General features: G+C 58.7%; 13 protein-coding genes. 10 read left to right on the forward strand and 3 right to left on the reverse strand.

What is annotated here, in order from left to right; translation table 11 throughout:
• Positions 1 to 101 precede the first annotated feature (101 nt).
• Positions 102 to 1,385: a cystathionine gamma-synthase family protein gene (locus BTE54_RS14230; RefSeq protein ID WP_065654904.1), complete on the reverse strand. Its 1,284-nt coding sequence runs from the start codon at positions 1,383 to 1,385 to the stop codon at positions 102 to 104.
• A gap of 104 nt (positions 1,386 to 1,489) precedes the next feature.
• Here BTE54_RS14230 and BTE54_RS14235 point away from each other — a divergent pair, with 104 nt between their 5' ends.
• Entirely contained in the window at positions 1,490 to 1,966 is a 477-nt protein-coding gene (locus tag BTE54_RS14235; RefSeq protein ID WP_245316589.1) for an Lrp/AsnC family transcriptional regulator, read from the forward strand.
• Between the two features lie 55 nt (positions 1,967 to 2,021).
• Here the strand turns inward: BTE54_RS14235 and BTE54_RS14240 are convergent, their stop codons facing one another.
• Positions 2,022 to 3,710, reverse strand: coding sequence for a dihydroxyacetone kinase family protein (locus BTE54_RS14240; protein ID WP_078052891.1), 1,689 nt, complete (start codon positions 3,708 to 3,710; stop codon positions 2,022 to 2,024).
• A 235-nt stretch (positions 3,711 to 3,945) separates the two neighbouring features.
• Here BTE54_RS14240 and BTE54_RS14250 point away from each other — a divergent pair, with 235 nt between their 5' ends.
• The 9 genes from BTE54_RS14250 to gst all read left to right on the forward strand — a co-directional run bounded on the left by BTE54_RS14250 (position 3,946) and on the right by gst (position 11,968).
• A complete protein-coding gene (locus tag BTE54_RS14250; protein ID WP_065654901.1) occupies positions 3,946 to 4,308 on the forward strand; it encodes a hypothetical protein in 363 nt (120 codons plus the stop codon).
• 84 nt (positions 4,309 to 4,392) lie between these two features.
• Positions 4,393 to 4,785: a GFA family protein gene (locus BTE54_RS14255; RefSeq protein ID WP_078052893.1), complete on the forward strand. Its 393-nt coding sequence runs from the start codon at positions 4,393 to 4,395 to the stop codon at positions 4,783 to 4,785.
• Between the two features lie 120 nt (positions 4,786 to 4,905).
• A complete protein-coding gene (locus BTE54_RS14260) occupies positions 4,906 to 5,211 on the forward strand; it encodes a hypothetical protein (protein WP_078052937.1) in 306 nt (101 codons plus the stop codon).
• A gap of 17 nt (positions 5,212 to 5,228) precedes the next feature.
• The gene (locus tag BTE54_RS14265) at positions 5,229 to 5,606 is read left to right on the forward strand and encodes an EAL domain-containing protein (protein ID WP_245316590.1); all 378 of its coding nucleotides are present in this window, start codon (positions 5,229 to 5,231) and stop codon (positions 5,604 to 5,606) included.
• Between the two features lie 83 nt (positions 5,607 to 5,689).
• Complete coding sequence (locus BTE54_RS14270; protein ID WP_078052894.1) at positions 5,690 to 6,958, forward strand: extracellular solute-binding protein; 1,269 nt, start codon at positions 5,690 to 5,692, stop codon at positions 6,956 to 6,958.
• A 13-nt stretch (positions 6,959 to 6,971) separates the two neighbouring features.
• Entirely contained in the window at positions 6,972 to 8,060 is a 1,089-nt protein-coding gene (locus BTE54_RS14275) for a sugar ABC transporter permease (protein ID WP_078052895.1), read from the forward strand.
• Complete coding sequence (locus tag BTE54_RS14280) at positions 8,057 to 8,938, forward strand: carbohydrate ABC transporter permease (protein ID WP_078052896.1); 882 nt, start codon at positions 8,057 to 8,059, stop codon at positions 8,936 to 8,938. Before BTE54_RS14275 ends, BTE54_RS14280 begins: the two co-directional genes overlap by 4 nt.
• Positions 8,939 to 9,245: 307 nt before the next feature.
• Positions 9,246 to 11,003, forward strand: a complete 1,758-nt coding sequence (gene ggt, locus BTE54_RS14285) for a gamma-glutamyltransferase (RefSeq protein WP_078052897.1) — start codon at positions 9,246 to 9,248, stop codon at positions 11,001 to 11,003.
• A 266-nt stretch (positions 11,004 to 11,269) separates the two neighbouring features.
• Entirely contained in the window at positions 11,270 to 11,968 is a 699-nt protein-coding gene (gene gst / locus BTE54_RS14290) for a glutathione S-transferase (protein ID WP_078052898.1), read from the forward strand.
• 382 nt (positions 11,969 to 12,350) lie between these two features.
• Here gst and BTE54_RS14300 read toward each other — a convergent pair whose 3' ends face one another.
• Positions 12,351 to 13,112, reverse strand: a complete 762-nt coding sequence (locus BTE54_RS14300) for an SDR family oxidoreductase (RefSeq protein ID WP_078052899.1) — start codon at positions 13,110 to 13,112, stop codon at positions 12,351 to 12,353.
• Between the last annotated feature and the right edge of the window lie 3 nt (positions 13,113 to 13,115).

Genomic DNA, 13,115 nt, shown 5'->3' on the forward strand with positions numbered 1-13,115 from the left:
CGAGCCGCGCGACGCGACCGTGAGTGACCCTATCCCGGTTTGCAACCTGAGGGCAGCTTTCAATCATTTCTGTGGCGCGTGGGGTAAGCCGCGTTCCCTCGTCAGGCCTGATCCAGGGCAAGCGTCAGGTCGGCGACAAGATCGTCGGGATGTTCGATGCCGATTGACAGCCGGATCGTGGAATCCAGCACACCGATGCGCTGGCGGACATCGGCAGGAACTCCCGAATGCGTCATCGTTGCAGGGTGAGACGCAAGAGACTCCGTGCCGCCGAGGCTTACCGCGAGTTTGAATATGTTGAGCGCATTGAGAAATTTGAAAGATGCGGCCTGCCCGCCGACGATGTCGAACGAGAAGGTCGATCCCGCGCCGGAGCATTGAGCAGCGAATACCCTGCCAACCGCGGACGCCGGATCGCTGAACGGCAGGTAATGGATTTTCTCGACCTTGGGATGCGTGTTCAGGAATTCCGCCACGACCCTGGCGTTGCTGTCCGCCCGCTCCATCCGGATCTGCAGCGTCTCAAGGGAACGTCCGAGCATCCAGCACGAATGCGGATCGAGCTGCGTGCCGATTGCTCCACGCAATGCCTTCACCTGTTTCATGACATCCTTCCGGCCGAGCGCTGCCCCGGCAATGAGGTCGGAATGCCCGCCAACATACTTCGTCAACGAATAGAGCGAGATGTCCGCACCGTATTCGATGGGCCGCTGGAACACCGGGCCGAGAAGCGTATTATCGCAGGCGATGATTGGCCTGTGCCCCTGCCTTTCGCTGATCACATCGGCGACCCGGCTCATCATCGAAATATCGACAATGCTGTTTGTCGGATTGGCGGGGGTCTCGATGAGGATGACGGAGACCCTGCCTTTCGCCATCGCCTCTTCTGCGGCAGCCATCACCGAGGTTTCGCTGACACCATCGGCGAAACCCACCGCCGAGACGCCGAAATTATGGAAGGTCTTGGCCAGCAGCGTCTCCGTGCCGCCATACAGCGGCTGGGAATGCAGCACGGTGTCACCGGGCCGGACAAAGGCGAAAAGCGTTGTCGAAATGGCGGACATGCCCGAGGAGAACAGCGCACAGCTCTCGGTGCGCTCATAAACCGCAAGACGATCCTCGACGATCTCGCTGTTTGGATGGTTGAAGCGCGAATAGACGAGGCCCGCGCCCCTGCCCTCCGGCGGCTCCTTGCGGCCGGAGACGTAGTCGAAGAAGTCGCGCCCGTCTTCCGCCGATTTGAAAACGAAGGTCGATGTCAGGAACACGGGAGGCTTGACGGCGCCCTCCGACAATTCCGGATCATAACCGTAATTGAGCATCTGGGTTTCAGGATGGAGAGCGTGGTTGCCGATATGGGTTTTGGACGGATGCGGCGCGGTCATTTCCGATGATCCCTGAGCTGGCGTTGAACTACCCGCAGGTTACACGCAGTGAAACCAAAATACCTTGCATTCTGAAGCGTCAAGTTATCTCATGAAGCAATATATTGCGGAGAACGGTCATTTATGTCGCAAAAATTGCAGACCCGATCGACAGGCGGATACTCAAGGAATTGTCTGCCGATGCGCGGATCACCAACAACGAACTTGCCGAGCGGGTCGGACTGTCGGCATCGGCGTGCCTGCGGCGGCTTCGACGCCTGGAAGAGATGGGCGCCATCAAAGGGTACTCCGCGATCATCAATCCGGCAATCGAGGGATGGACCATGACCGCCCTTGCGTCCGTCCGCCTCAGCCGCCAGCACGATGACGAAATCCGGATGTTCGAGGCGGCCGTGCTTGACTGGGACGAGGTTCTCGAATGTCATCTCGTCACGGGTCCGAGGGACTACATGCTCAAGGTCATGTGCGGTGGGCTGGAGGATTACGAGCGTTTCATCAAGGACAAGATTGCAAAGCTGAAATGCGTCGAGACCATTGAGACCAGCTTCGTCATGAACACCATCAAGGCGCGGCGCATCTGAGCTTCGCGGCCACGGCGGTAACCCGCTTTCTCATCAGGCCCGCCGCCCATCGGCGCTAATCGTTCCCGATTGCTTCAAGCCAGATGCTGACGGCGACAGCTCCCGCATCGGGATGTCCTATAGCTCGCTCGCCAAGATAGCTCGCGCGCCCGAGCCGCGGCTTCATAGACGCGGTCGCCTCGGCGCCTGCGATGCCTGCCGCCGAGGCGGATCGCCAGGCCTCGTCGGTCAAAGCTCCGGCTGCGAGCTTGTCCCGGAACGTTTCCGCCGCCGGATTAAGCGCATCTATCATCGTACGGTCCCCCGGTCTCGCACCACCGAGTTCCGAGACGGCAAGAACGGCAGCCACGAACGCCTCCGCCATCTGTTGGTCCGTCGGCTTTTCGATCCCGGCAAGATGGCGCGAAGCGCGCATCAGGCCCGTGGCGTAAAAGGGGCCCGAGCTTCCGCCGATTGCCTTCCGCATCGCATTCGCCATCGCCATCAAGCCACCGGACACATCTGCGAAGCTCTCCCCCGGCAGCGCCAATATTGCTTCGGCGCCTCGCACCATGCTTGTCCCAAGGTCACCGTCGCCCGTAACACTGTCGAGCTGCGTCAGTTTAGGCTCTGCAGCGATCAGGGCTCGGGCGACCCGCTCCGCCGCGGAACGCAGTCGTTCACCGGCTGCTGTTATTTCGATTTCCGCAGTCACGCTCTTCTCGACACCTGCCGAAGGCAAGACGCGGTTGCGGTTCACCGCACCGCCGCGCGGCCATGCGCCGGCGTCGGTCGGCGCATCGATGAGGTTGAGCATTGCGTCGTCCACATGCATGACCGACAAAGAAAAGCCGGGCATATCGAGGGCGGAGAGGAAGGTACCGGCCCATGCCCGTTCGACCACGACGCCCTTTGCTTCCAGGCGTGTGATGGCGGATCGCGCCACGACCGCAAGTTCCATTGGCGGCGTCGATCCCAGTCCGTTGACCAGAAGCGCAACCCGGTCTCCGCTCTTCAGCCCGCCATCGGCTTCGATCGTCTCGAGGACCAGCTTCACAAGCTCGTCCGCCGATGCGATGGACATCCGCCGGACGCCCTGTTCGCCATGGATGCCGAGCCCGACTTCGATTTCAGCGTCGCCAAGGACGAAGCCCGGTCTGCCGACGGCAGGGAGCGTGCAGGAGCCCAGCGATATTCCCATGGAGGACAATTTTTCGGCGGCTTCCCGGGCGATGCGAGCCACCTCTTGAAGGGGAAGTCCTTGCTCCGCGGCCGCGCCGGCGAGCTTGTGAACGAGCACTGTGCCTGCAATACCCCGGCGGCGGTCGTCGGGAACTGTGTCCTTCAAGGCGACATCATCGGCGACGACCACGATCTCGACCGGAATTCCTTCAGCCCGCGCCAGTTCGGCCGCCAATCCGAAATTCAGCCGGTCGCCCGTGTAGTTCTTGACGATAACCAGAGCGCCGGCGGGTCCGGCCGCAGCCCTGATCCCGGCAAGAACCGCATCGGTGCTTGGCGAGGTGAAGACATCGCCTGCCACCGCAACGGTCAGCATGCCCGCGCCGACATAACCCGCATGGGCTGGCTCATGGCCACTGCCCCCGCCCGACAGCACCGCCACCCTGCGCTTTTCAGGGGCCTGAAGGCCAGACCGGATAACGACATTCTCATCCGCAAGCAGGACCGTCGCGGGGCTGAGGGCCACCACGCCTTCGAGCATGTCCCGCACGACGGTGGCTGGATCGTTGATGAGCTTCTTCATGCCTTACTCCTCGATGCAGTTCGTTGGCCGGCGGGACGCGCACGTGCCCCTGCTGACCGTGAACAAGCACGATCTCCCGGCCAATTTCAAGTTCCAGCTATTCGAACTCGCGACATCGATTGAGGGCGCGCGAGGGAAACACAGGTGCATATCCGCCATTGCCTCTGGCGGCGGAGGCGCTATCATGATCGCGCTGTAGGACGGTAAGCTTTGGGAGGAGCGATACGTGAGACGGATGTGGCCAGACGAATTTGCGTTTCTGCTGGACGGTGCAGAAGAGGTTGACCTACATATTCCATCGACGGCGCATGACGATGGTTCGCCCGGAAAAACAATATCCAGAAAGGCCTTGAAAGCCCGGATCAGCCAGCAGGATTTTGAAAATATCTGGCATCTCGCAGAGGCCCGCTACCGGCTGAACGGCAGGTTCTCTGACAAGGCGATTACGCTGATCGCCAACAACCCCCACTACCAGAAATGGCACCCTTCCGACGGCGGCAGTATCGAAAGCGTCTCCGATAGCGGTCAGAAATACACGACACGCTATGTGATCGTGCATTTTCTTCTGGATGATGTCAGCGAAGCTGTCGAAGCCTGAGATCCGGAGGGGCGGTTCCTGCCGGTGAGTGGTGGAGGGGCCTCGAAAGCCATATTTCGGGGATTTAGAACTGGGAGCAACAGTTTGCGCTTGGCCCATTGCTCATGTCGTCAGCTAACTGTCGTGACAAACGCAGAACCCCGCAAGGTCTCCGTTTGTCACTGCCGTGCGTGCCAGCATCGTACCGGCTCAGCGTTCGGTGTCGCGGTATTTTATGAAGCCGATCAAGTTACTGCGTCGGGAGAATACCAAACCTACATGCGGCCCGGAGATAGCGGGAAGAGCCTGGAGTTCCGCTTCTGCCCCGTCTGTGGATCGACCGTCTATTGGATACCGGAATTTCGGCCCAATCTCGTCGCCATCGCCTTGGGCTGTTTTGAAGATGCAAGCGCTATGGAACCAACTCAGAGCGTTTATGAGGAGACCCGCCATGCTTGGGTTTCCCTTTCTTTTCGAGATTCTGGAGAGAAACGTTAACGGGCAAATTCATTGCAGGGACGTCGAATTCCGTCGGATCGATACAGGGTCATACAAAGTTTGAGTTGACCCTCTTGGACGGTGAGGCGAGACTTGAATGCCTGAACGATGGGGGAAATGATGGATCAACCACACCGATGGCGCCATATGGCAAGCGCGCCGAAAAACGGAGATCGGATTCTCATCACGATACGTCCGTCCGAACAAGGGCCATCCCAAGTAGACCTTGCGTGCTGGTCGAAGGGCGACCAGTACGGTTCAGAAGGCTGGCGTGCCTCAGACTCTTCGCCGGGGCGGATCATCGAATACTCGGAGCCGGAATTGAAGTGCTGGATGCCTATGCCCTCAGCCAATACCGATGGCCTTGCGATGCCCGCTCCCTGGGAAGGTGACGATGCCCGGGAGCTTGATGGGTCCGGGATCTGAGGATAAACGCCAAAGCAATGAGCCCGCGCAAGGCGGGACATTCCATCGCGATAGACGATTTCGGCACCGGCTATTCCAGCCTTCAATATTGGCAGGGGCTCCCCATGGATGCCCTGAAGATCGACAAGTCCTTCGTCGACACGACTGGCAGGAAATCCGCAACCAGCACCGTTACGCTGCATATTACCGGAATGGCGCGTGAACTTAGCCTGTTGACCCTCTGCGACGGTATCGAGACGGAGGAGCAGGCAGCGTATCTGCGGGAACACGGCGTGGACTTCGCTCAGGGCTGGCTTTTTTCGAGGGCCCGGCCTGCCCCCGAAACGCTTTCGCTCGGCTCCTTCACTTCTCCGTGCTGTTTATTTTTCGAACGCTTCTTCTGGTCGCTTTCTTGAGAAGGTGCAGCGCCAGAACGCAAATTTTCTACGGAACAATCGGTAGATGTTGAAGTTACTCTTCTTCAGGAGGAGGACAATCTATGATCACCAAAGCCATTTTTGTGGGGGCAGCCGCTGCCTTGACGACGCTTTTTTCCACTGTGGCACTGGCGCAGACCGACCTGACTATGTGGTATCACGGCGCGGGCAATGTGGAAGAACGCAAGATTCTGGCCGGCATCATCGAGGACTTCAATTCGTCCCAGTCGGACTGGCGGGTCTCGCTTCAGGAATTTCCCCAAACCGCCTATAACGAATCCGTCACCGCCGCCGCGCTCTCCAACAAGCTGCCAGACATTCTGGATGTCGACGGCCCGAACATGCCGAACTGGGCCTGGTCCGGTTATCTGCAGCCACTGCAGATCGACGAGGCAAAGCTTGCCAATTTCCTGCCCGGCGCGGTGGGAAAGTGGGGAGACAAGCTCTATTCGGTCGGCCTGTGGGACGCGGCTGTCGCGGTCTTTGCCCGCAAATCGGTTCTCGATGAAAATGGCATTCGCATTCCAACGCTGGACCGGCCGTGGAGCGGCGAGGAATTTAATGCCGCGCTCGAAAAGCTCGCGGCCAGCGGCAAGTTCGAATATGCGATCGACCTCGGTATGGCCGATAAAACCGAATGGTACAGCTATGCCTTCAGCCCATTTCTGGAAAGCTTCGGCGGAAGCCTGATCGACAAGGAAAATTATCAAACCGCCGAGAACGCCCTTAACGGAGACAATGCCATCAAGTTCGGAGAATGGTGGCAGTCCCTGTTCCAGAAAAAACTGGCACCCGGAACATCGCAATCGCCTGCCGACCATGAAACCGGCTTTCTGGAAGGCCGTCACGCGCTGCAATGGATGGGCAACTGGGTTGCGGTGAAGGCTCTGGAGAAATATGGAGACGACCTGCTGTTCCTGCCTGCCCCTGATTTCGGGAACGGTCCGAAGATCGGTGCAGGATCCTGGCAGTTTGGTGTATCGGCCACCAGCAAGCATCCCCAAGGCGCATCCGCCTTCATCGAATTCGCCATACAGGACAAATATCTCGCGCAGTTCTCCGATGCGATCGGCCTGATCCCGGCCACGTCTTCCGCAGCCCAGATGACGGAGAACTATAAACAGGGTGGCCCGCTCGAAGTTTTCTTCGAGCTCTCCAAGCGTCAGGGAACGTTGCGCCCGGTGACGCCGGCTTACGCCTTCATCTCGCCGGTGTTTTCGAAAGCGGTGTCTGACATTGCCAATGGCGCGGATGTCGCCGATACGCTGGACAACGCGGCCGACGAGATAAACAACAACATAGAACGCAATTCCGGTTACCAACCCAAATAGGGGAAGGTTGTCGATGGCGCTCTTGTCTTCAAAGGGAAAATTGACCCGGGACAGCTTTACGGGCTGGTTCATGGCTGCACCGGCGATGGTGCTGATCGGGCTGTTCCTGATCACGCCCTTTCTGCTGGGGCTCGGGTTTTCCTTCACCAACCAGCGGCTGACATCTCCCAATCCGACCGAGTTTGTCGGCGTTGAAAATTACACCCGGCTGCTGGGTATCGGCGTGCTGAAGCTTGAGCCGGAAAGGGAGGCGGATGGGAGCCTCAAGCAGGATGCGGATGGCGCAACCTCCTATCCGCGAATTCGCACTTTCACCCGCAACAATCCAGACTATCCCCATCTGGACGGGATGCGGGAATATAGGAGCTTCAGCTGGGGTGAGAACCAGATCGTCATTCTGGCGCGCGACGTCGTGTTTTTGACAGCGCTCGTCAACACGCTTTCCTTCGTGGCGGTCGTTGCCCCGGTTCAGGCGGCGCTGGCGTTGTTTCTTGCCCTGTTGGTGAACCAGAAGATTCCCGGCGTCACGATTTTCCGCGCGGTCTACTTCATGCCCGTCGTGCTGTCGGTTGTGGTGGTGGCGTTGCTCTGGCGGTTTATTTATGCGGCGGATAACGGGCTCCTCAACAGCCTTTTGAGTTACATGAGCTTCGGGCTTTTCCAGCCAGTCGACTGGCTGGGCAGAACCGATACCGCCCTGTGGGCCATCCTGGTCATGTCCGTCTGGCAGGGGGTCGGTTTCCACATGGTCATATGGCTTTCCGGCCTGCAAACAATCTCTCCGGATCTTTACGAGGCAGCCGATATCGAAGGCGCGAGCCGCTGGCAGAAGTTCAGCATGATAACCTGGCCGCTGCTGCGCAACACCGCCGTGCTAATTATCATCGTCATCACCATGCAGGCTTTTGCCCTTTTTGCGCAGATCGATGTGATGACCAAGGGCGGCCCCCGCGATTCGACACAAAGCATCGTCTATCAGGCGGTTGAGCGGGGATACCGACAACAGGACATCGCGGCAGGTTCGGCAATCTCGGTCGTCCTCTTCCTGCTTGTCCTGTGCATCTCACTGACCCAACGATACCTGACAAGGGAGAAGCAATGATGCAGGCCGGACAACGCAAGAGCCTCGCTTTTCTCATCGGCAACTATGTGCTCATGCTCGCTTTCGCGGCGATCTTCATTTTGCCTCTCTTGTTCATGGGCTTCTCGTCGCTGAAACCGAACGACCAGCTGCTCAGTGATGCGACCTCGATACGCGCTTTCCTGCCGGTTGGAGATCTGTCGCTTCAAAACTACACCGCCGCTTTCGCCCGGGCGCCGATTGCGACCTTCATATTCAACTCGGTTCTGGTAACGGCCGTTACCGTGTTTCTCGCCCTGCTGCTTGGCTCGCTTGCCGCATTCGCCTTTACCTTTTTGAACTGGCGCGGAAAGGATGTTCTCTTTTCGATCATCCTCGCCACGCTCATCATTCCCTTTGAAACCATTGCCGTGCCGCTGCTGCTCGAGGTCAACAATCTGCCATGGATCGGCAGCAACGGGTTTACCTGGGGATGGCTCAATTCGTGGCATGTGCAGATCATCCCATGGATCGCAGACGGGCTGACGATTTTCCTCTTCGTGCAATATTTCAAGGATCTGCCAAAGGAGTTGCTGGAGGCGGCGCGCATCGACGGGGCCGGCTGGCTGCGGATTTACGCGCAGGTGGTGATGCCGCTTAGCGGCCCGGTCATCGCAACGGCTGCGATCCTGAAGTTTCTCGTCATGTACAGCCAGCAATATCTATGGCCGCTTCTCGTTACCCAGTCCGAGGCCTACAGGCCGGTGATGGTGGGGCTGCAGTATTTCTTCCAGCTCAACACACCCTGGGGTGAGGTGATGGCCTATCTCACCATCATCACGCTGCCGGTGCTGATCTTTTATCTCTGCCTGCAGAGGCTGTTTATCTCCAGTATCGCGGCAAGCGGTATAAAGGGATAGCGCCTCATCCTGCACGGGGTGAAGGCCTGACACAGGGCTTTAGTGAGAATACACTGGGACTTGCGGGAGCTTGCTGCATTCCATTAGCGCCGAATATTCTGGCCAACCCGGAGGCTGTTGTGTTTTCTTACGAACTTGAACGCTGAACGGCGCCCGGCAGATCGTCGTTCCAGATTGGCTGATTACACTGCCATTAAAATCGAATGTTTGACCGGGAAGGGCAGTCGCCCGAGAGTTGATCTTAAGCGCCCTGCGAGATTTGCCCTTCTCACATTCATGGTTTGCGCCGCTCTGAAGGATGAGGCCGATGAAAATGAGATTTCTCTGTGAGGCTGTTGTTGCCTTGATGTTTTCCACCGCAATCGCCTCCGCCCAGCAGGCGTCCGACGCGGTGGCGCCGGAAAGGGCAACCGGGCTTGCCACCGCCAAACGCGTCCAGTCAAAGAACTTCATGGTCGCCGCAGCCAATCCGCTGGCGACCAAAGCGGGACGCGACGTGATCGCCGCAGGCGGCAACGCCATAGATGCGATGGTGGCGGTGCAGACTGTGCTGGGCCTCGTTGAACCGCAGAGTTCCGGTCTCGGCGGCGGCGCCTTCCTCGTCTATTACCACGCTAAAAGCGGCAGGCTGACGACGTTGGACGGCCGGGAGACGGCACCGATGGATGCCACGCCAAAGCTCTTCCTGGATGACAAAGGTCAGCCGCTTAAATTCATGAACGCAGTCATCGGCGGTCGTTCCGTTGGCACGCCGGGAACGGTGCGACTTCTGGAGGAAGCTCACAAACGCTATGGAAAGGCGGAATGGGCAAGCCTGCTGAAGCCGGCGGAAACGCTGGCGACTGAAGGTTTTCAGGTGTCGCCGCGCCTTGCCTCTCTGATCGCATCAGAGGGTGACCGGCTGAAGACATATCCAGAAGCGCGGTCCTATTTCTTCGACACCTCCGGGGCCGCGCTGCAGGCCGGTGCTCTGTTGAAGAACCCGGCCTATGCCGAGACGCTTGCAGCGATCGCCAAGGGCGGCGCCGATGCCTTTTACAAGGGGAAAATTGCCGAGGCGATCGTCAAGACGGTGCGCGAGGCAGCCGACAATCCTGGCGTACTGTCGCTTTCCGATCTTTCCAACTATCGCGTCATCGAGCGCGAGCCAGTCTGCTTTATCTATCGTGCACTTGACGTTTGCGGCATGGGACCGCCCTCGTCAGGCGGAATCGCCATCGGCCAGATGCTCGGCATGGCGGAGAATTTCGATCTGAGGTCGCTGGGGCCGAAAAATGTCGAAAGCTGGCGCATTATCGGCGACGCGCAGCGTCTCGCCTTCGCCGACCGCGAGCGTTACGTCGCTGACACCGATTTCGTGCCGCTACCGGTCAAGGGCATGCTGGACAAGACCTATCTAGGGGAGAGGGCAAAGCTGCTCGACGGCGACAAGGCGCTGGCCAAAGACGCGGTCAATGCCGGTGAGCCGGAATGGGACCACGCGCTGCTTTTCGGCCGGGATGCCGCGCTTGAGTTGCCGTCGACGAGTCATTTCGTCATCGTCGACAATGAAGGCAACGTGGTCTCGATGACGACAACGATCGAAAGCGGCTTCGGCTCGCGTCTGATGACGAATGGCTTCCTGCTGAACAACGAGTTGACGGACTTTTCCTTCAAGACGCATGACGGCGGTCTGCCGATCGCCAACCGCGTCGAACCCGGTAAACGACCGCGCTCCTCCATGGCCCCCACTATCGTGATGAAGGATGGAAAACCGCTGCTCGCCATTGGTTCGCCCGGAGGAAGCCAGATCATCGGCTATGTGGCGCAGGCGCTGATCGCCTATATCGACTGGGGCATGCCGGTGGAAGTGATCGTCGCCCAGCCGCATCTCATCAACCGGTTCGGTACCTATGACATCGAGGCCGGCACCAGCGCGGAAGAACTGGCCGGTCCGCTGAAGGCGCTTGGTTACGAGGTGAAACCGGGTGAGATGAATTCCGGTCTGCATGCTGTCGAAATCACCGCCGAAGGCTTGGCCGGCAGCGCCGACCCACGACGCGAGGGAGTGGTGATGGGGGAGTGAACGCTCAGCCTGCGGAAAAACGGCGGCCTGAAGAGACTGAGCATAGCGTTCGTGTGGAGGTTAGATGATTACCCCGCAGGGTGTTCTGTTTTTAGCGAGGAAACCGTAAATAACAGGGCCTTACGTCCAAAAACAACTCTTGCTGCGCCATGGAAGCCGTCAAAGCGTCAGAGCATTCCTTGAGTTCCATTTTTACTCTTAGTGCACGTCGGGGAACTGGTAACAACCAACGCCGTTCGATGTTTGCATGACCAATGGAGGAAGGCATGAAAAACTTCGCCCTTTATTACTGGCCAGTTCCTTTTCGAGGTCAGTTCATCCGCGGAATTCTGGCCCATTGTGGGTACTCCTGGGATGAACACGATGCCGATGCGATTGAAAATATTATGGATTGTGCGGTGGAAAAGCAGCCGGTTGCCTTCATGGGGCCACCGGTTCTGATTGACCGTGAGCGCAATTTTGCGATCTCCCAGATGCCGGCGATCGCCATCTACCTGGGTGAACGGCTGGAGATGTTGCCGACAACTATTGAGGGCCGCGCACGCAGCGCCAAGATCGTTAACGATGCCAACGATGTCCTTGATGAGTTGACTCTCAACGGCGGGCGCGAAATGTGGACACCTGAAAAATGGGAAGAGTTCGTCCCACGCCTGCAAAAATGGATCCGTATTTTCGCGGATACCGGGGCACGAAACGGCTTGAGCCCTACTTCCGGCTTTATGCTCGGAACAGAAAAGATTGGCGTAGCAGATATAGCGACTGCAATCCTTTGGACTACGGTCGCCGACCGGTTCCCTGTCATTCAGGGCATCATTGAGGATACGTCACCTACAATCTGGGGCCTTTCCAGAAGAGTGGTAGCCACAACTTCGCTGGCCGCCTTGAACGATAAAAGTTTCGAGGAATACGGCAACGCTTATTGCGGAGGAGAGATTGAGAAATCGCTCCGGAAGGTAGCGGGTTGATTTACGTCTGCGCGGCGCCATCGCTTTGTCTGCCATCCAGCCGGACAAAAGTCTTGAAGAGATACGCACCCCCGACGCACCACTTCACAGCCACGCAGTTGAAAGGAACCCGAACCAACACCAATGTCATTACAGAAGTCCGATGGCGCAAGCCTACCTCTTTTCAAAAGCGGAGCCGATGATCTTCCGCGAGAGAACGACGCCAAAGAACCGGCACAATCCATTTGTCACTTAGCAGGCTGCAGACTCCGTTTGACGGAATGGGTCTGAAGTGTCTGTCGTCCTCTGATCCGCGCGATGGGCCGGCATCCCGAATATGCAGGAATCTCGGGATACGCAGCCTTGTTGCGAATGCTAGTAGCAAGCCGTGCCGGCAAATCCGTCAATATCCACCTGTCAGAAAAATGTTCTCCCCGGTCATGAAACTGCAGGCCTGCGACGACAGGAAGATGGCGGCCCCCACCATTTCTTCCGGCTGCCCGGCACGGCCCATCCAGTTCAGCGTCCGGACGTATTCCCCCCAGCCTTCGGGATCCTCATCACGACGGTGGGCATTGCGGTCGGTGTCGATGAGGCCGGGCGCGAGTGTGTTGAGCAACACATTGTCGCGCGCATAATCCCGCGCCTGACTCTGGATCAGATTGTGCTGCGCAGCCTTGGTGGCGGCATAGGCGGTGACGATGCCCTTCGGCCGCAGCTGATTGACCGAACCGATGGAAACCACCCTGCCCCATTTTCGGGCCGCCATGCGCGGCAAGGCCGCCTGCAGCATATCCACCGTCGAGCCCAGATTGACCGCCAGCTGAAACGCCAGATCGTCCGCTGTCAGTTCCGAAAGCACGGCGTTGATCTGGGCGCTGGCATTGATGACAAGAATATCGACCGGCGCAATCGCCTCGGCCCGTTCGATGAGATCACGACCGGCACCGGGTTCGGACAGATCGCCCGCCAGTTCCTGCGCCGTGCCGCCGCTTGCGACGATCCGGTACTGCACGGGCGCAGCAGCGCCCGGCTTTACGCCATGCAGGATGACACGGGCGCCCGCGCCCGCCAGCCCCTCGGCAATGGCGGCGCCTATGCCACGGCTGGAACCGGTGACGAGCGCCGTGCGGCCCGTCAATCCAAAGACGCTTTCGAGACGCATCCT

It is taken from the genome of Agrobacterium sp. YIC 4121 (genome assembly GCF_002008205.1).
GTDB lineage: Bacteria > Pseudomonadota > Alphaproteobacteria > Rhizobiales > Rhizobiaceae > Agrobacterium > Agrobacterium leguminum.

Excerpts from the sequence above, each read along its gene's own strand:
- ggt (WP_078052897.1), top strand. The coding sequence starts at position 9,246 with ATGAAAATGAGATTTCTCTGTGAGGCTGTTGTTGCCTTGATGTTTTCC.
- gst (WP_078052898.1), top strand. The coding sequence starts at position 11,270 with ATGAAAAACTTCGCCCTTTATTACTGGCCAGTTCCTTTTCGAGGTCAG.
- BTE54_RS14270 (WP_078052894.1), top strand. The coding sequence starts at position 5,690 with ATGATCACCAAAGCCATTTTTGTGGGGGCAGCCGCTGCCTTGACGACG.
- BTE54_RS14230 (WP_065654904.1), bottom strand. The coding sequence starts at position 1,385 with ATGACCGCGCCGCATCCGTCCAAAACCCATATCGGCAACCACGCTCTC.
- BTE54_RS14275 (WP_078052895.1), top strand. The coding sequence starts at position 6,972 with ATGGCGCTCTTGTCTTCAAAGGGAAAATTGACCCGGGACAGCTTTACG.
- BTE54_RS14300 (WP_078052899.1), bottom strand. The coding sequence starts at position 13,112 with ATGCGTCTCGAAAGCGTCTTTGGATTGACGGGCCGCACGGCGCTCGTC.
- BTE54_RS14280 (WP_078052896.1), top strand. The coding sequence starts at position 8,057 with ATGATGCAGGCCGGACAACGCAAGAGCCTCGCTTTTCTCATCGGCAAC.
- BTE54_RS14265 (WP_245316590.1), top strand. The coding sequence starts at position 5,229 with ATGAGCCCGCGCAAGGCGGGACATTCCATCGCGATAGACGATTTCGGC.
- BTE54_RS14250 (WP_065654901.1), top strand. The coding sequence starts at position 3,946 with ATGTGGCCAGACGAATTTGCGTTTCTGCTGGACGGTGCAGAAGAGGTT.
- BTE54_RS14260 (WP_078052937.1), top strand. The coding sequence starts at position 4,906 with ATGGATCAACCACACCGATGGCGCCATATGGCAAGCGCGCCGAAAAAC.
- BTE54_RS14240 (WP_078052891.1), bottom strand. The coding sequence starts at position 3,710 with ATGAAGAAGCTCATCAACGATCCAGCCACCGTCGTGCGGGACATGCTC.